This window comes from Kocuria oceani, assembly GCF_029524215.1.
Taxonomy (GTDB): Bacteria; Actinomycetota; Actinomycetes; order Actinomycetales; family Micrococcaceae; genus Kocuria; species Kocuria oceani.
In genome coordinates, this window is the sequence record NZ_JARAMH010000004.1 from 182,115 (window position 1) to 199,322 (window position 17,208).

The following is a 17,208-nucleotide window of genomic DNA, read 5'->3' on the forward strand; positions in this document are numbered from 1 at the left end:
CGGCCGGGGGCGCGACCGCCCTCGGGGCTCCCGCGCGGCGGCCCGGCTCGGCGGCTCAGTTCAACGGCGCGGTTCAACGGCACGGTTCAACGGCACGGTTCAACGGGTCGCTTCAGCGGCCCGCCGGGTCCCCGTCCTCGGCCGCGTCCGGCCACATCGCCACCGCCCGCACCGGGGAGCCGTCCAGCCCGGCCAGGCGCAGCGGCAGGGCCGCGAACACGGCCCCGGGGCGGTGCACGGCCGCCAGCCCGGTGAGGTTCTCCACGATCGCCCCGCCCGCCCCGAGCACCACCTCGTGCACGGGCAGCGCCACCGGGTCGGTGGCGTCCGCGGTGGGCGTGGGGTCCGGGTTGAGGGTGTCCACCCCGAGGGTGCGCACCCCGGCCGCGACCAGGCGGCGGGCGATCTCCGGGTCCAGGACCGGGTGCTCGAGGTAGCGCTCGGTGCCGAAGTGCGCCGACCAGCCGGTGCGGAAGAGCACGATCGTCCCCGGCGCGAGCCGCTCGAGCTGTCCGGCCACGTCCGCCCAGCGGACCATCCGGCCGGGGGCGCAGCCCGGGACGTCGACGACGCGGGCCGGGCCCACGAGCGAGGACAGCTCCAGGGCGTCGACGTCGGCGCCGCCCTCCACCGTGTGCGAGGGGGCGTCCACGTGCGTGCCGGAGTGGGTGCCGAGGTGCAGCTCCGCGACGCGGAAGCCGTCCTGGGCCACGGTCGCCGCGGTGCGCGTGCGCACGTGCGGATCGCCCGGGAAGACCTGCATCCCGGTGCGCACCGGGTGGCTCAGGTCAACGACGCGCACCGGTGGCCTCCGGCTCGGCGTCGCCCCCGGGGGCGCTGTCGGCCAGGTGCTGCGAGACGGGCCGGTCCGTGCGGATCCGGCGGGCCGCCGCGGCCCACGCGAGGTAGAGCACGAAGGAGATCACGAACGTGGGGATGGTCGCCCCCACGGGGCTGGCCAGCACGTAGGTGAGCAGCAGCGAGAAGACCGCGCCCAGGGCCCAGGTCAGCACGGCGGCCGGGTTCACCCCGCCGCGGTACCAGTACTTCCCGCCGCGACCGCGCAGGATGTCGGCGTCGTAGGAGCCCTTGTGGACCACGTAGTAGTCCGCCAGCATCACCGCGAAGACGGGCACGAAGAGCGCCCCGATGACGGTGAGAAACGCGGTGAACTGGTCCAGCAGGCCCAGCCAGGTGGCGCCCACCACGGAGATCGCGCCGAGCACCAGCGCGGTGGGCAGGAACCGGATCCGCGAGGACGGGACCATGTTCACCACCGAGGAGACCATGCCGTAGACGACCATCGTGTTGGTGGCCATCACGGACAGGAACACGACCACGGCCAGCGGGGCGCCGAACGCCTCGACGATCACGGTGGGGTCGAACGGGACGGCCTCGCCGCCCTCGAGGACCACCCAGGCGATCGCGGTGGCGCCCAGGGTCATGGCGAGGGTGGTGGACAGCGTGTAGCCGACCGCCGAGCCGACCACGCCGGCGGTCTGGGTCCGGGCCAGGCGGTTGAACTCGGCGGAGAGCACGGTCCAGGAGATCGCGGTGGCGATCACGACGTCCAGCACCGACACGGCGGTCCAGCCGGCGGCCGGGTCCGCGGACAGTGCCAGGAAGTCCCCGACCGGGTGGGTCGTGAACGCGACGACGAAGATCCACGCCATGATCGCCAGGATCACCAGGGCCAGCCACGGCTCGACCCGGGCGATGCCGGAGTGGCCGAAGATGGCCAGGCCCACCACCACGAGCTGGGCCAGCACGGAGAACAGTACGGGGCTGGAGAAGCCGGTGGCCTGGGCCACCACGTGGTTGACCGTGACACCGGCGAGCATCGCCTGCACCCAGCTCCAGCCCATCAGCACCACCACGTTGGCCGCGACCGGCAGGAACGAGCCGCGCAGCCCGAACGCGCCCTTGGTCAGCGCCATGGTGGGCAGGCCGGTGCGGGTGCCCATGTTGCCCACCAGCACCAGCACGGCCCCGCCCAGCAGGGTGCCCAGCAGGATCAGGCCCAGGGCGGTGGCCCAGGGGACACCGGGCACGAAGAGGGTGCCGGTGAGCAGGGTGGTGACCACGAGGTTCGCCGCGAGCCAGATCATGGTGATCCGCCCGGTGGGCAGCGTGCCGCGCAGGGGCCCGTAGCCGTCGGTGTTCTCGTCGAGGTGGTTCGACAGACGGGCCCAGGGGGAGGCGGAGGACCGGGTGCCGGGGGCGCGGTCGGTGGGTGCGGGGTGGGAGCTCATCGGCCCTCCTGGGCGCTGGTGGTGGGCAGGGCGGCGGGGGAGAGGTGCTCGTGGACGGCGAGGAGCGCCCCGGAGTCCCGGCGGGCGAAGACGACGGTCTCCCGCTCGTGCGTGGTCTCCGGGCCGTCCGGGGTGCGGACCGTGGCGCGGACGTCGTGGGTGAAGACCCCCACGGAGCCCAGCACCTGGACCCGGGCGGCGGTGCTGCGGCACTCGAGCACCCGCCACCCGGCGTCCAGCCACGAGCGCCACAGCGCCTCGTAGGCCGCGCGGTCCTCCAGCCGGTGGGGCTCCGTGTGGAAGACGAACGTGGCGTCCTCGGCGAAGGCCGCGAAGTACGCCTCCGTGTCGGTGGCGGCGAACGCCGCGACGAGCGCGCCGGCGGCTCGGACGACGTCGTCCTCGGTCAGGGCAGCTGGCATGGTCCGCGCTCCGCATCGTCGTGCTGGGACATCCCGGCGGATTTCGTGGCGGGAGATCCTGCCGGCGTGTCGTGGTGGAACCGGGGACCCCGGCCTGGCGGCGGGGTCCCCGGGGGTTCTCGGATTTGATGCCCAGGGGGCAACAAATGTTGCCCTAGTTTGTTGTGATGACCACCACTCTGTCAACCGGTTCATGACGCGCACTCCACGGCGGGACCACGGGGACGCCCGTATCCTGTGGGCACCACGGCCATCACGGGCAGCACGGGCTCCGCAGGGGAGCGCCACCGGGGAGTGCCGCAGGGCGAGGGGGGCAGGCATGACCGCCGACCAGAGACCGGTCCTCGTGTTCGACATCAACGAGACGCTCTCCGACACCGGCCCGCTGCACGGTGTCTTCGAGGAGCTCGGACTGCCCGGCCCGCTCGCGCAGACCTGGCTGAGCGGGGTGCTGCGGGAGGGCTTCGCGCTGGCCGTGCACGGCGAGTCGCAGCCCTTCGCGGTCCTGGGCGAGGCCGTCGCCCGCTCCCTGTTCGCCGTCCACGCCCCGGACCGGGAGGTGGAGGAGGCCGTGCGCCACGTCCGGGAGGGGATGCAGCGCCTGCCCGTGCACCCGGACGTCGCCCCCGGCATCGCGACCCTGGCCGAGGCGGGCTTCCGGATCGTGGCCCTCACCAACGGCTCCGAGGCCACCGCGGAGGGCCTGCTCGAGCGCGGAGGAGTGCGCCAGCACTTCGAGCACGTCCTCTCCGCCGACGACGCCCCGTGCTGGAAGCCCGCCCCGGAGGCCTACGCCTGGGCGAGCGGCGTCTGGGGCCTGCCGCTGGAGCGTGCCCTGATGATCGCGGCGAGCCCCTGGGACCTGCACGGCGCGGCCCGGGCCGGGATGCGCACCGTGTGGACGGACCGGCACGGCGCGCCGTGGCCGGGATACGCGCGCACCCCGGACCTCAGGGTGTCCGGGGTGCGCGAGCTCGCCGCACGGCTGTGCGGCGACGCCGTGGGTCTCAGAGCCTGACCACCATCTTGCCGGTGTTCGCACCGGCGAGCAGGTCGATGAACGCCTGCGGGGCGTCCTCGAGGCCCTCCCGCACGGTCTGGTCCCAGACGATCTCCCCGGAGGCCAGCCAGCCGGCCATCCGCTCGCGGAACTCCGGGGCCATGTCCTGCCAGCCGCCGACCAGGAAGCCCTGCAGGCTCAGCATCTTGCCGATCGCCAGCGCCAGGTTGCGCGGCGCCGCCGGCGGCTCGGTGGCGTTGTACTGCGAGATCGCCCCGCACAGGCACACCCGGCCCCGGGTGTTCAGCACGGAGATCGCCGCCTCGAGGTGCTCGCCGCCCACGTTGTCGAAGTAGACGTCGATGCCCTCGGGCGCCGCCTCGCGCAGCCGGTCGAGCACGGGGCCGTCGTGGTAGTCGAACGCGGCGTCGAAGCCGAGCTCCAGCAGCCGCTGCACCTTCTCCGGGGAGCCGGCGCTGCCGATCACGCGGGCGGCGCCGCTGAGCCGGGCGATCTGCCCGACCAGCGAGCCCACGGCCCCGGCGGCGCCGGAGACGAACACCGTGTCCCCGGGCTGGAACCGCGCGGCGCCCATGAGGCCCGCGTACGCGGTGAGGCCGGGCATCCCGAGGACGCCCAGGTAGGCGGACTCCGGGGCCAGCTCCGGGTCCACCACGGTGACGGCCCCGGCGTCCAGCAGGGCGTGCTCGCGCCAGCCGGCGCCGTGCAGCACGGTGGCCCCCACCGACAGCTCCGGGGCGTCCGAGGCGATGACCTCGCCCACGGCCCCGCCGTCGAGGGGCTGGTCCACCTGGAACGGCGGGACGTAGGACTTCACGTCGTTCATCCGTCCGCGCATGTACGGGTCCACGGACATCCAGCGGTTGGCGACCAGGACCTGGCCGGGGCCGGGCTCGGGCAGCTCGATCTCCTCGAGCCGGAAGTTCTCCGGCACGGGGGCGCCCTGCGGGCGGGAGGCCAGGGTGATCCGGCGGGTGCGGGTGGGCTGCGTCATTCGGTGCTCCATCGTCGATCGGTCGGTGGGGTGCGGGGCCGCGTCAGAGGCGGTGCGGGTCAGTCCTGGGCGACGTCGACGACGACGTCGATGTTGCCGCGCGTGGCGTTGGAGTACGGGCAGACCTGGTGCGCCTTCTCGGCCAGCGCCCGGGCCGTCTCCTCGTCGAGGTCCGGCAGGACGACCTCGAGGGCGACCTGCAGGGCGAAGCCGCCCTGGCCGTCGGCGCCGATGCCCACCCGGGCCCCGACGCTGGAGTCGCCCAGGTCGACCTTCTGCTGCCGGGCGACGAGCTGGAGCGCGGAGTGGAAGCACGCGGCGTACCCGGCGGCGAAGAGCTGCTCGGGGTTCGTGCCGTCGCCGGAGCCGCCCATCTCCTGCGGGACGGCCAGGCCCAGGTCGATCCGGCCGTCGCTGGTGCGGGTGCGGCCGTTGCGGCCGGCGCCGGTGGCGAGGGCTTCGGCGGTGTAGACGGTCTGCATGGGTTTACTCCTCGGTGGGGTGCTGATCGGGGTACTGGGTGGGGTGCCGGGCGGTCCGCTCGCTGGTGTGCTGGGTGGCGAGCGGAGTGGACGGGGCCGGGACGATCCCGGGCACAGGGGAGTCCGGGGCGGTGGCCCGGGGGCCTTCGGCTCCTGGCTCGGCGGCCCCTGACGCGGCGGCTCCGGGGCCGGCCGCGCCGATCCGCCGGGCCAGCCGGTGCAGGGTGGCCATCTCCTCCGGGGTGAGCCCGGAGACCTCCAGGACGCGGCGCTGCACGTCCGGGGCGCGCTCGCGCAGCCGGTCGCCGGCCGCGGTGAGGTGCACGGTGACGCGGCGCTCGTCCGCACGGCCCCGCCGGCGCTCCAGCAGCCCGCCGGTCTCCATCCGCTTCAGCAGCGGGGAGAGCGTGCCGCTGTCCAGGCGCAGGCGGGAGCCCAGTTCGGTGACGGTCTGCCCGTCCTGCTCCCACAGCGCCAGCAGCGCCAGGTACTGCGGATAGGTCAGCCCGAGCTCCGCCAGCGGCTCGCGGTAGGCCGCGGTCGTGGCCCGGGAGGCCGCGTAGAGCGCGAAGCACAGCTGCGCGTCGAGCCGGAGGTCTGCATCCATGCGCTCATGGTTGCACACAACTCAATTGCGCACAACCTAGTGTGGGCGGGCCGGTTCAGTGGGTCGCCGCCTCCAGGTGCTCCAGGACGTGCCGGTAGGCGTGCCCGGTGGCCTCCGTCATTCCCTGCTCGCACGTGCGGTTCAGGGAGGCGTAGGCGTCGAAGCGGCGCTGGTTGACCTCCCGCGCCTCGGCCGCCGTGGCCGAGGCGGTGAACTCCGGGTGCAGCATGCCGCGGTCCCCGGCGTAGGCGCAGCAGCCCCAGGCCTTCGGCACGACCACGTCCTCGCTGATCGCCCGCGCGATCGTCTCGAAGGCCCCGGTGACGCCCAGGTGCACGCTGGAGCAGGTGGGGTGCAGCGCCATGGAGCCCACGGGCCGGGTCACCCGCAGCCTTCCCAGCACCCGGTCGGCGACGAACTCCACCGCGTCCACGAACCGCAGGGCGTGGTACTCGCTCGAGGCCGCCGCGAGCTCCGCCATGGTCTCCAGGCCCTCGGTGCAGGACGCGGCGTCGCAGACCACCGGCAGCGCGCCCTGCCCGGAGGCCTCCCACAGCGCGGCGAGGGTGCGCTGCGACATCGTGGCCCAGCCGCTGGGCAGGCCCTTCGACTTCCACGGCGTGCCGCAGCACAGGCTGCCGATGCCCTCCGGGACGGTGACGCGCACTCCCGCGCGGTCGCACAGCGCCAGGAAGGCCTCGGACGCCGTCGGGCCCTCGCCGTCCGGGGGCCCGAACATGGTGTTGATGCACGCGGGGAAGAACACCGCCTCCGCGCCCGCGTCCTGCCGGCGCGGCCGGGCGGGGCCGCCCGCGGGCAGCTCGTCCTTGTACTGCGGGACGTGCTCGGCGCCGAGCACCGCCCGGGCCGCGGCGGTCGCGGCGGCCGGCAGCGCGGTGGGCAGGGCCTTCGCGGCGGTCAGGCCGAGCCCCGCCCCCGTCGTCGTCGCGCCCCAGGCCCTCGCGGCGGCGCCCCAGCCGGCGTCCGCCACCCGGCTGTGGTTCTCCGCCCGCAGCCGGCGCACGAGGTCGCCCGTGTTGATCAGCACCGGGCAGGCGGTCACGCACATCCCGTCCACCGCGCACGTCTGCAGGCCCTCGTAGTCGTACTCGGCGCGCAGCCGCGCGGCGAGCGCCGCGTCCCCGCGCTCCTCGGCGGCGGCGATCTCCCGCCGGCCCACGATCCGCTGGCGCGGGGTGAGGGTGATGTCCTTGGACGGGCACACCGGCTCGCAGTAGCCGCACTCCACGCACCGGTCCACCTCCTGCTCCACCGTGGGCGCGGTCTTGAGGTCGCGCACGTACACCGCGGGGTCCTCGTTGAGCAGCACCCCGGGGTTGAGCAGCCCCGCCGGGTCCACCAGCCGCTTGAGCTGGACCATCACGTCGTAGAGCTCGTCGCCGTACTGGCGGCGCACGAACGGGGCCATGTTGCGCCCGGTCCCGTGCTCGGCCTTGAGGGACCCCCGGTGGTCCAGGACGAGGGCGACCATGTCCTGGGTGAAGCGCTCGTAGCGGGCCAGCAGGTCCGGGCGGTCGAACTGCTCGTTGAGCATGAAGTGGACGTTGCCGTCCTTGGCGTGGCCGAAGATCACCGAGTCCCGGTAGCCGTGGGCGTCGAAGAGCGCGGTGAGCTGCTCGCACGTCTCGCCCAGCTCGGGCACGGGGACCACGACGTCCTCCAGCAGCGCGTTGGACCCGCTCGGCCGGTTGCCCGCCACCGTGGTGTAGAGGCCCTTGCGCACCGTCCACAGGGCGGCCCGGGCGGCGGGGTCGTCGGTCAGGGCGGCCGGCGCGGCCAGGTCCAGGGAGCGGAAGAGCCCGGAGGCCGCGGCGGAGAGCTCCCGCTCCTCCTCCGGCGTGGCGCCCTGGTACTCCACGAGCAGCGCCGCGTGCTCGTCCACGGCCACGTCCATGATCTGCGCGGGCGCCAGACCCGTGCGCTGGGAGACCTTCAGGGACGTGGCGTCCAGCAGCTCCACGGTGGCCGAGTGCGTTCCCACGAGGGCGGGGACCGTGCGGGTGGCCGAGGCCAGGTCCGGGAACACCAGCAGCCCGGTCGAGGCGAACGGGAGGATCGGCACCGTGCGGAAGACCGCCCGTGCCACGAACCCCAGCGTGCCCTCGCTGCCGATCAGCAGGTGCTCCAGGATCCGGACCGGCTCGTCGTGGTCCAGGAACGAGTTGAGGCCGTAGCCCATGGTGTTCTTCATCGAGAACTGCTGCTCGATCGTGCGCACCGACGCCGGGTCGGCCCGGACCCGGTCGCGCAGCCGCAGCAGCCCCGCGTGCAGCGCGGGCTCCAGCGCCCGCAGGCGGGCGTCCGCGTCCGGTGCGGCGGTGTCCACGGTGGTCCCGGAGGGCAGCACGACCACCATGGACTCGAGCGTGCGGTACGTGTTGGCCCGGGTCCCGCAGGCCATGCCGGAGGAGTTGTTCGCCACCACGCCGCCGATCGTGCACGCCGCCTCGCTGGCCGGGTCCGGGCCCAGCTTGTGCCCGTAGGGCGCCAGCCGGGCGTTGACCTGGCGCACCGTGGCCCCCGGCTGCACCCGCACGCGCCGGCCGCCGTCGAGCACCTCCACGTCCCGGAAGTTCCGGCGCACGTCCACGAGCACCTGGTCGGTCACCGCCTGCCCGGACAGGGACGTGCCGCCGGAGCGGAAGGTCAGACCCAGCCCGTGCCGGGACACCGTCCGGAAGAGGTTGCCCATGTCCGCGGCCGAGCGGGGGCGGACCACCGCGGCCGGCTGCAGCAGGTAGTGCGAGGCGTCGTGGGCCAGTGCGCGGTGCTCGAGCTCCGAGTCCACCACCGCGTCCCGGCCGCACCAGGTCCGCAGGTCCTCCAGCAGTGCCCCGGTGGCGACGGGGCGGTGGTCGGCGACGGTCATGGGGGTCCTCCGGGGGTCGGGGCAGCCGGTGTGGCGCGTGCCACAGCCCATGGTAGGACCACAGGGGCGGTGGCGGGGCATCCGCGTCGGGCCGTTGCGCGCGGGCGGTTGTGACCGGCGCCGATTTGCGGGAAGCTCGCCCCACGGGCACCCGGGCCCGCGACCCGACCCTGGAGGAGACGACCATGGACCCCATCTGCCCGTCCTGCGGAGGACCGCTGCGCCAGATCCCCGAGGACCAGTGGCCCGAGGGCGGACCGGTGCCCGACGGCACCGAGGAGATGTACCTCTGCGACCGCTCCAACCACCGGATCATCGTGGCCGTGCCCGAGATCTCCGGATGACCGCTCCGGGCCCGGCCGTGCGCACCGTCGTGGTGGTGCACGGCTACGACGCCGCCCCCGACCAGCACTGGTTCCCGTGGCTGCGGGCGGCGCTGGTCGCCGACGGCGTGCGCGCCGAGGTCCTGGAGCTGCCCGAGCCCTCCGCGCCGGAATCCGCGGCGTGGCAGGCCGCCGTGGCGCGGGCGGTGGGGGAGCCCGACGAGCACACCCACCTGGTCGGCCACAGCCTGGGCTGCATCACGATCCTGCGCCACCTCGCCGGCCTGCCGCAGCCCTGGGCGCTGGGCGGACTCGTGCTCGTGGCCGGCTTCACCGGCCCGCTCGAGAGCGAGCCGTCCCTCGACGCGTTCCTCGCCGAGGACGTGGACGTCGCCGCGGTGCGCGCCAACGTGCGGCGCCGGCTGGTGCTCCGCTCCGACGACGACCCCACGGTGCCGCAGGCCGCGACCGACGCCCTCGCGGCGCGGCTGGACGCCGAGCTGCAGGTGGTGCCCGGGGCCGGGCACTTCCGCGGCCGGGACGGGATCACGCGGCTGCCCGCCGTCCTGGACGCCCTCGCGCCGCGCTGAGCGCACGCCCGCCGTGGCGGGCCGGACGGGGAGTCCCGGCCGGCAACGGCCGGCGGGCGGAGGTCGGCGGGCGAAGGTCCGCCGGTGGGCGTCCGCCGGTGGGGGTCAGCCGGTCCGGGCCGGTCCGCGGGGGTCAGCCGGTGGGGTCAGTCGGTGAGCGTCAGCAGCACGGCCTCCGGCGGGCAGAACAGCCGGACGGGCGCGAAGCGGGAGGTGCCCAGGCCCGCCGAGATGTTGACCGGGACGCCGCCCTGGGTGATCAGGCCCTTGCACCGCTCCGGTTCGAGATCGCAGTTGCTCACCAGGGCGCGCCCGCCCGGCAGGCAGACCTGTCCGCCGTGCGTGTGGCCGGCGAGCACCAGGTCCGCACCGTCGGCGGCGAAGCGGTCCAGGGTCCGCAGGTAGGGGGCGTGGGCCACCCCGAGGCGCAGGTCCGCCGTCCCGGGCGCCCCGAAGCCGGGGTGCCGGTCGTAGCCCAGGTGGGGGTCGTCCACCCCGGACAGGTCCAGGCGCAGGCCGGCGACCTCCATCCGGGCGGAGCGGTTGATCAGCGGGGTCCAGCCGGCGGCGTCGAAGGCGTCGTGCATCGCCTGGGTGGGCAGCCGGGGGGCCTCGTCCCGGGTCTCGCCGGAGGTGTCCCGCCACAGGTAGCGCAACGGGTTCTTCGGCCGCGGCGCGAAGTAGCAGTTGGACCCGGGGACGTAGGCGCCGGGGAAGCGCAGGAGCGGCTCCAGGATCTCCAGCAGCCAGGGCAGCGCCTCGGGGTGGGAGAGGTTGTCCCCGGTGTCCACCACCAGGTCGGGCTCCAGCTCCGCCAGGGAGTGCACGAACTCCCGCACCGACCGCTGTCCGGGCCACACGTGCAGGTCGGACAGGTGCAGGAGGCGCAGCGGCGGGCTGCCCGCGGGCAGCAGCCGCAGCCGTTCGGTGCGCAGCTGGAAGCGGCGGCGCTCGACGACGACGCCCCACGCCCCGAGGCACGCCGCCGCGGCGGCGCCGGCCCCTGCGGCGGCGGCGGCCGCGCGCAGGGCCGGGGCGGCGTGGGCGGTGTTCGCGGTGCTCATCCGGCGGACCGGGGTCAGCCCGGCCGCGAGGTGCCGTTGCGGCCCTTGAGGACCCGCTCGGAGGGCTCCTCGAACTTGCCGGTGTCGTAGTCGCGGGCCACCTCGCGCATGAAGCGCTGCCACTGGCCGCCGGCGTAGGTGGAGCCGTCCACCCAGTCGTCGCCCTCGGTGCGCTCGCCGCCGATGGACAGCCCGTTGAGGGAGCGGGAGCCGAACTCGTAGTTGCCGACCCACGAGGCGGTGGCCAGGCCCTTGGTGTAGCCGACCATCCAGGTCTGGGTCGAGTTGTCGGTGGTGCCCGTCTTGGCGGCGGAGGCCCCCGGCAGGTCGATCTCCCGCTGCCAGCCCGAGCCGCGGATCAGGGTCTGGTTCAGGGCGTAGTTGACGCCGTCGGCGACGTCCTCGTCGATGACCTGCTCGCAGGAGGTCTCGGGGATGTCGTACTCCCGGCCGGTGTAGTCCACGACCTTCTCCAGGGCGCGCGGCTCGCACATCTCGCCGCGGTTGGCGAAGGCGGAGTAGGCCCGGGCCATGGTCATCGGGGAGATGTCCACGGAGCCGCCCAGCAGGGCGGACAGGACCGTGGTGTCCACGGGCTCGCCCGCCTTGCCGTCGTGGATGCCCAGGGCGTCGGAGATCTCCCCGATGTGGCACAGGTCCAGGTCCTCGGCCATCGCGTAGATGGCGGTGTTGATGGAGTTGTACAGGCCGAAGTCGGCCTCCATCTCCCGGGTGTAGCCGGGTTCGGCGTTCTGGATCTCGAAGCCCTCGCCGTTGTTGCCGGGCTCGATCTTGTAGCCGCGCTCCAGGCAGGAGGCCTTCCACCGGTGGTCCGCCGGCCACCGGGTCTGCGTGGCGTCCAGGAGGTCCTCGGCCCCGTTGCCGGCGTCGAGCCACGTGGCGTAGGTCAGGGGCTTGTAGGTCGAGCCCACCTGGAAGCCGCCGGCCCCGCCCATCGCGCGGTCCACGTTGAAGTTGTACGTGGTGTTGGAGTCGCCCTCCTCGCCGGAGTAGTACGTGTTCTGCGCCATGGCCACGATGTCGCCGTTGGTGGGCTCGAGGGACACGAGCGCGGTGGAGACGTTGTCCGGGTTGTCGTCGCGCGGCTGCGTCTCGTTGACCGCCTCCTCGGCGCTGCGCTGGGCCTCGACGTCGAGGGTGGTGGTGATCGTGAGCCCGCCCAGCTGCAGGGTCTTGAGCCGCTCCTCGGGAGTCTCGCCGAACGCCGGGTCCTGCAGGATGAGGTTCTGGACGTAGTCGCAGAAGTAGGGGGCGATCTCCGCGGCCGTGCACCCGGAGTTCGTGGGGTTCAGGTCCAGCTGGATGGGCTCGGCCGCGGCGGCCGCGTGCTCCGCCTCGGTGATCGCCCCGGTGCCCAGCATCGTGTCGAGCACGATGTTGCGCCGCTCCGTGGCCGCCTCGGGGTTGGCGGCGGGATCGTAGTAGTTGGGGGACTGCACCATGCCGGCCAGGACCGCGGACTGGGAGATGCTCAGCTCCGCGGCCGGGACGCCCCAGTAGTACTGGGCGGCGGCCTCCACGCCGTAGTTCTGTCCGCCGAAGAGGACCATGTTGAGGTAGCCCTCGAGGATCTGGTCCTTGGACAGCTCCTGCTCCATGGACAGGGCGAGCTTGATCTCCTTGATCTTGTCCGCGTAGCCCTTGTCGGCGCCGATGGTCGTGGCCTCCTCGCCGGCGCGGACCTGGGAGTCGATGATCAGGTTGTTCACGTACTGCTGCGTGATCGTCGAGGCGCCCTGGCGCGCGTCCGGGCGGATGATGTTGTTGCCCAGCGCCCGGGCGATGCCGCCGAGGTCCACGCCGCCGTGCTCGTAGAAGTCCCGGTCCTCGATGGCCAGGATCGCGTCCCGCATGTGCGGGGAGATCTGCTCCAGCGGGACGGGGGTGCGGTTCTGCGCGTAGAACGAGGCGATCTCGGTCCCGTCGCGGGCCACGACCGTGGAGGCGCGGGACATCGGCCCGGCCTCCATCTGGGCCGGGAGGTCCTTGAACCACCCGATCGAGGCGTTGGCGGCGAGGCCCGCGGCGGCTGCGGGCGGGACCAGGAGACCGGCGGCCACGATGCCGGCAACGATGCTGGTGGCGATGAACGCCACGACGTTGCCTAGGGCCGACGGTGACTGCGCGGCAGAGTTCTTGCGGGAAGCCATTGGGACAGTCTACAAGTGCGAACCTGGCCGGAACCGGTGGACGGGCCGTCACCGCGGAGCACGTCCCGCCGTTCCTGGCTACGCTGGGCCCATGACTACCTGGGAATACGCCACCGTGCCGCTCATGATCCACGCCACCAAGCAGATCCTCGACAACTGGGGTGACGACGGGTGGGAGCTCGTCACCGTGCTGCCGGGCTCCACGCCGGCCGACGTCCCGGCGGGCAACATGACCGCCCCGGTGCAGACCAACCCCATCGCCTACTTCAAGCGCCCCAAGGGCTGACGGCCGGACACCACGGCACCAGAGATCCGCGGAGGAATCCATGAGCAACCCATCCCTCGTCGACGCCCGTCTGGCCGAGCTCGGCCTCGAGCTGCCGGCGGTCGCGGCCCCCGTGGCCGCGTACGTGCCCGCCGTGGTCACCGGCTCCTGGGTGCACACCTCGGGCCAGCTGCCCTTCGTGGGCGGCGAGCTGCCCGCGACCGGCAAGGTCTCCTCGTCCGGGGACCCCGGCACCGTCTCCCCGGAGGAGGCGCACGAGCTCGCGGCCCGGGCCGCGCTCAACGCCGTCGCCGCGGTCAAGGACGCGGTGGGGGACCTGGACCGGGTGGTGCGCATCGTCAAGGTCGTGGGCTTCGTCGCCTCCGCCCCGGACTTCACCGGGCAGCCCGCGGTGATCAACGGCGCCTCCGAGCTCCTGGGCCGGATCTTCGGCGACGCCGGGGTGCACGCCCGCTCCGCGGTGGGCGTCGCGGTCCTGCCGCTCGACTCGCCGGTCGAGGTGGAGCTCGTTGCAGAGTTCCGCTGAGCCCCCGGGCGGCGCCCCCCGGCGGGGGCGGGCGCCGCAGGTGCGGTACTTCGAGGTCCCGGAGCGCCAGCGCGGGGCCGCCGAGGCCTGGGTGGAGCGCGGCTCCGGCATCCCCGGCAGCACCCCGACACCGGCCTCGGCGGTGGTGTTCGTCCGCGACGGGGAGCACGGAGTGGAGACGTACCTCACCTACCGGCCGGGCAACTCGCCGCTCGGCACCGTGGGCTTCCCCGGCGGGCCCGTGGAGGCCCACGACGACGAGCCCCTGGACTGGACCGGCCCCGCGCCCACGGAGTGGGCGCGCCGGCTGGGCATGGATGGGGACGTCAGCCGCGCCCGGCGCGCCGTGGTCGCCGCGGCGCGCCACGCGTTCGAGGAGGCCGGCGTGCTGCTGGCCGGCGCGGACCCGATGAGCACGGTGGAGTCCGCGGAGGGCGCGGAGTGGATGAGCTCGCGCGAGGCGCTGGCGGTCGGGGACGTGTCCCTGGCCCAGGTGCTCGGCCGCCGCCGGCTCGTGCTGCGCACGGACCTGCTGCGGCCCCTGGCGCACTGGGTCACCTCGGACTTCGCCCACCGCCGCTACGACATCCACTACTTCACCGCGGTCGTCCCCGACGGTCAGGTCCCCGTGCCGCTGCAGTCCAAGGGCGTCTGGGGCCGGTGGGTGGAGGCCGCCGAGGTCGTCTCGGACCCGGTGGGCAGCCGGCTCGGGGACCTGGTGGGCCAGGAGGACACCGTGGGCCGCTCGGTCGGAGACCTGTCCTCGCCGGGGGTCCAGTGCGTGCTGGAGTCGGTCGCCGAGTGCTCCTCGGCCATCGCCTTCCTCGCCCGGAAGCGGCCCGTGGTGACCCGCAACCCGGTGCTCGAGGTCCGGGACGGCCGCCCGGTGCTGCGCCTCGACTGGTCCTGAGCCGCCGGCCCGATCGCCGGGAACGGACACGGCCCGGTCACCCTCGAGGGTGACCGGGCCGTGTCCGTTCGGGCGGGCTCAGCGGCTGCGCTGCTTGAGCCGCTGCAGGTCCAGGATCACCACGGCGCGGGCCTCCAGCCGGATCCAGCCGCGCTGGACGAACTCGGCCAGCGCCTTGTTGACGGTCTCCCGGGAGGCGCCCACGAGCTGGGCCAGCTCCTCCTGCGTCAGCTCGTGCGCCACGAGGATGCCGTCCGTGGCCGGGCGGCCGAAGCGGTCGGCCAGGTCCAGGAGGGCCTTGGCCACGCGGCCGGGCACGTCCGAGAAGACGAGGTCGGCGAGGCTCTCGTTGGTGCGCCGCAGCCGGCGGGCCAGGGCCTGGAGCAGCTGCGCGGACACGTCCGGGGAGCGCTCGATGACCTTCTTGAGGTTCTCGTGCTTGAGCCCGGCCAGGCGCGTCTCGGACACGGCGGTGGCGGAGGTGGAGCGCGGGCTCGGGTCGAACAGGGCCATCTCGCCGAACAGCTCGCCCGGGCCCATGATGGCCACGAGGCTCTCGCGTCCGTCCGCGGCGGTCCGCCCGAGCTTGATCTTGCCCGAGACGATGAAGTACAGCTGGTCGCCCGGATCGCCCTCGTGGAAGAGCGTGGAGCCGCGCGAGAGGTCGACCTCGGTGAGCTCCTCGGTCAGGGCGGCGAACGCCTGGTCGTCCAGGGACGCGAACAGGGGCGCGCGGCGGAGGACGTCGATATCCATGGTTCTCCTCAGAGTAACGCCGCCGTCGAGCCGTGGCCCGCGGCGGCCGATGTCAGCGGGGGTCGCCCGCACCTGCGTGTGAGCGACCTAACGTACCTGACGTTCACTGTAGTGTCTCCGGCGCGCGATTCCCAAGGACGGGCGTGGCGGGCCGGGGACGGGGACGGACGAGCCCTACGAATCTCACAGCCGGGGTCCCTATGCTGGTGGCTCGCTCCCGGGCCCCGGCCCCCAGAACACCCCGAACACCCAGAGGAACCCGATGTCTCCGTCCTTCAACCTGCTCGACGTCCTGCTGGTCGTGGTGCTGCTGGGCTATCTCTTCTACGGGTTCAGCCGCGGGTTCTTCAACTCCCTGTTCTCGCTGGCCGGCCTCGTGCTGGGCGCCGTGGCGGCGTTCACCGCCGCGCCGTGGGTCAGCGCGCAGGTCGACGCCCAGTACCGGGTGGGCGCCGTGCTGGCCACGGTGCTCGTGCTGCTGATCGCGGGCCAGATGCTCGGCGGGATGCTCGGCCGCGCCCTGTCCGCGGTGACGGAGCGGATGCGCCTGGGGCTGCTGAACCGGATCGCCGGGGCGGCCCTGGACGTGACCGTGGCCGCGCTGGTGCTCTCGCTGCTCGCCTCGCTCGTGGGCCAGCTCGGCATCCCCTCGGTCTCCCAGCAGGTGGCCTCCTCCGTGGTGCTGCGCACCATCGACGAGCGCACCCCCGCCCCGGTCCGCGAGGTGGTGACCGAGGCGCGGGACGCCGTGGGCGGGGCCACCGGCATCCGGCAGCTGGACGCCCTGCTGTTCCCGGCCGCGGAGGCCCCCGCGGCCGGCGCGGCGACACCGGCGCAGGAGCAGGCCGGTGAGTCCGTGCTGAAGGTGTACGGCACCGCGGACGAGTGCCGGCAGAACCAGACCGGCTCCGGATTCGCGACGGCCCCCGGTCAGGTGGTGACCAACGCCCACGTCGTCGCCGGGGTCACCGAGCCCGTCGTGCAGACCCGGGACGGGCGGGTGCACACCGCCTCGGTCGTGCACTACGACCCGGACGCGGACCTCGCCGTGCTCTCCGCCCCGGGCCTGCAGGTGCCGGGCCTGGCACTCGGGCAGGACCCCGCGCCGGGGGACCTCGTCGCGTTCATGGGCTACCCCCTGGGCGGGCCCTTCGCCGTCGGGCCCGCCACCGTCCAGGGCGCCGCCCTGGCCCCGGTGCCCGGCGACGGCGCCGCCCCCGCGACCATGGAGATCATCCAGCTGGCCGGTGAGGTGCAGCAGGGCAACTCGGGCGGTCCGCTGGTGGCACAGGACGGGACGGTGGTCGGGGTGGTCTTCGCCAAGGCCCTCGAGGGGCAGGTCGGCTACGCCCTCACCCTGGCCGAGCTGCGCGGCGCCCTGGACCGGGCCGCGGGCCGGACCGAGGCGCTCGTGCCGGGCACGTGCGCGGCGTGAGGGATCAGCCCTCCAGGGTGCGCAGCAGGTGCTCGACGGCCAGCTCGTAGCCGAGGGCGCCCGCGCCGGCGATCACCGCGTCCGCCTGCAGGGACACGTAGGAGGTGTGCCGGAACGGCTCGCGCCGGTGCACGTTGGACAGGTGCACCTCGACCACGGGCAGCTCCGCCGCCTCGAGCGCGTCGTGGATCGCGACCGAGGTGTGGGTGTACGCCGCGGGGTTGATGACGATGGCCGCGCCCGCGGTCCGGGCCTCGTGGATCTGGTCCACCAGGACGCCCTCGTGGTTGGTCTGGCGGAACTCCACCTCCCACCCGCCGGCCGCGGCCCGGGCACGCACGTTCTGCTCCACGTCGGCGAGCGTCGTGGTGCCGTACACCTCCGGGCGCCGGGTGCCGAGCAGGTTGAGGTTCGGGCCGTTGAGGACGTAGATCGGTCTGCGCGTGGTGGTCATGCCCCGCATCCTCTCACCCCGGGCG

At 74.0% G+C, this 17,208-nt stretch carries 17 protein-coding genes and 1 pseudogene; 7 read left to right on the forward strand and 11 right to left on the reverse strand.

Annotated elements, in window-relative coordinates; genetic code table 11:
* Positions 1 to 112: 112 nt before the first annotated feature.
* From PU704_RS06190 to PU704_RS06200, 3 genes are read right to left on the reverse strand one after another with little or no spacing between them, the layout of a single operon-like run.
* On the reverse strand, positions 113 to 802 hold the full coding sequence (locus PU704_RS06190) for a cyclase family protein (protein WP_277550677.1): 690 nt from the start codon (positions 800 to 802) through the stop codon (positions 113 to 115).
* Positions 789 to 2,252, reverse strand: a complete 1,464-nt coding sequence (locus PU704_RS06195; protein ID WP_277550678.1) for a purine-cytosine permease family protein — start codon at positions 2,250 to 2,252, stop codon at positions 789 to 791. The genes PU704_RS06190 and PU704_RS06195 overlap by 14 nt, the downstream gene beginning before the upstream one ends.
* Positions 2,249 to 2,674, reverse strand: coding sequence for a YybH family protein (locus tag PU704_RS06200; RefSeq protein WP_277550679.1), 426 nt, complete (start codon positions 2,672 to 2,674; stop codon positions 2,249 to 2,251). The genes PU704_RS06195 and PU704_RS06200 overlap by 4 nt, the downstream gene beginning before the upstream one ends.
* A gap of 319 nt (positions 2,675 to 2,993) precedes the next feature.
* Here PU704_RS06200 and PU704_RS06205 point away from each other — a divergent pair, with 319 nt between their 5' ends.
* On the forward strand, positions 2,994 to 3,692 hold the full coding sequence (locus PU704_RS06205) for a haloacid dehalogenase type II (RefSeq protein WP_277550680.1): 699 nt from the start codon (positions 2,994 to 2,996) through the stop codon (positions 3,690 to 3,692).
* Here PU704_RS06205 and PU704_RS06210 read toward each other — a convergent pair.
* The 4 genes and pseudogenes from PU704_RS06210 to PU704_RS06225 form a co-directional block, all read right to left on the reverse strand.
* Positions 3,682 to 4,689, reverse strand: a complete 1,008-nt coding sequence (locus tag PU704_RS06210; RefSeq protein WP_277550681.1) for an NADP-dependent oxidoreductase — start codon at positions 4,687 to 4,689, stop codon at positions 3,682 to 3,684. The two genes, PU704_RS06205 and PU704_RS06210, sit on opposite strands and share 11 nt — an antisense overlap.
* A gap of 59 nt (positions 4,690 to 4,748) precedes the next feature.
* On the reverse strand, positions 4,749 to 5,171 hold the full coding sequence (locus tag PU704_RS06215; RefSeq protein ID WP_062735092.1) for an organic hydroperoxide resistance protein: 423 nt from the start codon (positions 5,169 to 5,171) through the stop codon (positions 4,749 to 4,751).
* Between the two features lie 190 nt (positions 5,172 to 5,361).
* A pseudogene (locus PU704_RS06220) lies at positions 5,362 to 5,778 on the reverse strand (MarR family winged helix-turn-helix transcriptional regulator); the annotation flags it as partial.
* A gap of 55 nt (positions 5,779 to 5,833) precedes the next feature.
* Positions 5,834 to 8,668 (reverse strand): FAD-binding and (Fe-S)-binding domain-containing protein, encoded by a 2,835-nt coding sequence (locus PU704_RS06225; protein WP_277550682.1) that lies wholly within the window; start codon positions 8,666 to 8,668, stop codon positions 5,834 to 5,836.
* A 185-nt stretch (positions 8,669 to 8,853) separates the two neighbouring features.
* Here PU704_RS06225 and PU704_RS06230 point away from each other — a divergent pair, with 185 nt between their 5' ends.
* Positions 8,854 to 9,012: a hypothetical protein gene (locus PU704_RS06230; protein WP_170301020.1), complete on the forward strand. Its 159-nt coding sequence runs from the start codon at positions 8,854 to 8,856 to the stop codon at positions 9,010 to 9,012.
* On the forward strand, positions 9,009 to 9,581 hold the full coding sequence (locus PU704_RS06235) for an RBBP9/YdeN family alpha/beta hydrolase (protein ID WP_277550683.1): 573 nt from the start codon (positions 9,009 to 9,011) through the stop codon (positions 9,579 to 9,581). Before PU704_RS06230 ends, PU704_RS06235 begins: the two co-directional genes overlap by 4 nt.
* A 146-nt stretch (positions 9,582 to 9,727) precedes the next feature.
* Here the strand turns inward: PU704_RS06235 and PU704_RS06240 are convergent, their stop codons facing one another.
* Together PU704_RS06240 and PU704_RS06245 are read right to left on the reverse strand one after the other, a co-directional pair.
* On the reverse strand, positions 9,728 to 10,645 hold the full coding sequence (locus PU704_RS06240; protein ID WP_277550684.1) for a metallophosphoesterase: 918 nt from the start codon (positions 10,643 to 10,645) through the stop codon (positions 9,728 to 9,730).
* A 14-nt stretch (positions 10,646 to 10,659) separates the two neighbouring features.
* Entirely contained in the window at positions 10,660 to 12,816 is a 2,157-nt protein-coding gene (locus tag PU704_RS06245; RefSeq protein WP_277550685.1) for a transglycosylase domain-containing protein, read from the reverse strand.
* 91 nt (positions 12,817 to 12,907) lie between these two features.
* Between PU704_RS06245 and PU704_RS06250 the strand changes: the two genes are divergently transcribed.
* The 3 genes from PU704_RS06250 to PU704_RS06260 are packed head-to-tail and all read left to right on the forward strand — an operon-like array spanning position 12,908 to position 14,538.
* Positions 12,908 to 13,102 (forward strand): DUF4177 domain-containing protein, encoded by a 195-nt coding sequence (locus tag PU704_RS06250; RefSeq protein WP_047801917.1) that lies wholly within the window; start codon positions 12,908 to 12,910, stop codon positions 13,100 to 13,102.
* A gap of 40 nt (positions 13,103 to 13,142) precedes the next feature.
* Positions 13,143 to 13,628, forward strand: a complete 486-nt coding sequence (locus PU704_RS06255; RefSeq protein ID WP_047801916.1) for a RidA family protein — start codon at positions 13,143 to 13,145, stop codon at positions 13,626 to 13,628.
* Positions 13,612 to 14,538, forward strand: coding sequence for an NUDIX hydrolase (locus PU704_RS06260; RefSeq protein WP_047801915.1), 927 nt, complete (start codon positions 13,612 to 13,614; stop codon positions 14,536 to 14,538). Before PU704_RS06255 ends, PU704_RS06260 begins: the two co-directional genes overlap by 17 nt.
* Positions 14,539 to 14,616: 78 nt before the next feature.
* Here PU704_RS06260 and PU704_RS06265 read toward each other — a convergent pair whose 3' ends face one another.
* Positions 14,617 to 15,294: a Crp/Fnr family transcriptional regulator gene (locus PU704_RS06265; RefSeq protein WP_047801914.1), complete on the reverse strand. Its 678-nt coding sequence runs from the start codon at positions 15,292 to 15,294 to the stop codon at positions 14,617 to 14,619.
* Between the two features lie 262 nt (positions 15,295 to 15,556).
* Here PU704_RS06265 and PU704_RS06270 point away from each other — a divergent pair, with 262 nt between their 5' ends.
* A complete protein-coding gene (locus PU704_RS06270; protein WP_277550686.1) occupies positions 15,557 to 16,729 on the forward strand; it encodes a MarP family serine protease in 1,173 nt (390 codons plus the stop codon).
* Positions 16,730 to 16,733: 4 nt separating this feature from the next.
* On the opposite strand, the gene aroQ is transcribed toward PU704_RS06270, so the two are convergent.
* Positions 16,734 to 17,183: a type II 3-dehydroquinate dehydratase gene (aroQ, locus tag PU704_RS06275; protein ID WP_277550687.1), complete on the reverse strand. Its 450-nt coding sequence runs from the start codon at positions 17,181 to 17,183 to the stop codon at positions 16,734 to 16,736.
* Between the last annotated feature and the right edge of the window lie 25 nt (positions 17,184 to 17,208).

Excerpts from the sequence above, each read along its gene's own strand:
- PU704_RS06195 (WP_277550678.1), bottom strand. The coding sequence starts at position 2,252 with ATGAGCTCCCACCCCGCACCCACCGACCGCGCCCCCGGCACCCGGTCC.
- PU704_RS06200 (WP_277550679.1), bottom strand. The coding sequence starts at position 2,674 with ATGCCAGCTGCCCTGACCGAGGACGACGTCGTCCGAGCCGCCGGCGCG.
- PU704_RS06205 (WP_277550680.1), top strand. The coding sequence starts at position 2,994 with ATGACCGCCGACCAGAGACCGGTCCTCGTGTTCGACATCAACGAGACG.
- PU704_RS06210 (WP_277550681.1), bottom strand. The coding sequence starts at position 4,689 with ATGACGCAGCCCACCCGCACCCGCCGGATCACCCTGGCCTCCCGCCCG.
- PU704_RS06215 (WP_062735092.1), bottom strand. The coding sequence starts at position 5,171 with ATGCAGACCGTCTACACCGCCGAAGCCCTCGCCACCGGCGCCGGCCGC.
- PU704_RS06225 (WP_277550682.1), bottom strand. The coding sequence starts at position 8,668 with ATGACCGTCGCCGACCACCGCCCCGTCGCCACCGGGGCACTGCTGGAG.
- PU704_RS06230 (WP_170301020.1), top strand. The coding sequence starts at position 8,854 with ATGGACCCCATCTGCCCGTCCTGCGGAGGACCGCTGCGCCAGATCCCC.
- PU704_RS06235 (WP_277550683.1), top strand. The coding sequence starts at position 9,009 with ATGACCGCTCCGGGCCCGGCCGTGCGCACCGTCGTGGTGGTGCACGGC.
- PU704_RS06240 (WP_277550684.1), bottom strand. The coding sequence starts at position 10,645 with ATGAGCACCGCGAACACCGCCCACGCCGCCCCGGCCCTGCGCGCGGCC.
- PU704_RS06245 (WP_277550685.1), bottom strand. The coding sequence starts at position 12,816 with ATGGCTTCCCGCAAGAACTCTGCCGCGCAGTCACCGTCGGCCCTAGGC.
- PU704_RS06250 (WP_047801917.1), top strand. The coding sequence starts at position 12,908 with ATGACTACCTGGGAATACGCCACCGTGCCGCTCATGATCCACGCCACC.
- PU704_RS06255 (WP_047801916.1), top strand. The coding sequence starts at position 13,143 with ATGAGCAACCCATCCCTCGTCGACGCCCGTCTGGCCGAGCTCGGCCTC.
- PU704_RS06265 (WP_047801914.1), bottom strand. The coding sequence starts at position 15,294 with ATGGATATCGACGTCCTCCGCCGCGCGCCCCTGTTCGCGTCCCTGGAC.
- PU704_RS06270 (WP_277550686.1), top strand. The coding sequence starts at position 15,557 with ATGTCTCCGTCCTTCAACCTGCTCGACGTCCTGCTGGTCGTGGTGCTG.
- aroQ (WP_277550687.1), bottom strand. The coding sequence starts at position 17,183 with ATGACCACCACGCGCAGACCGATCTACGTCCTCAACGGCCCGAACCTC.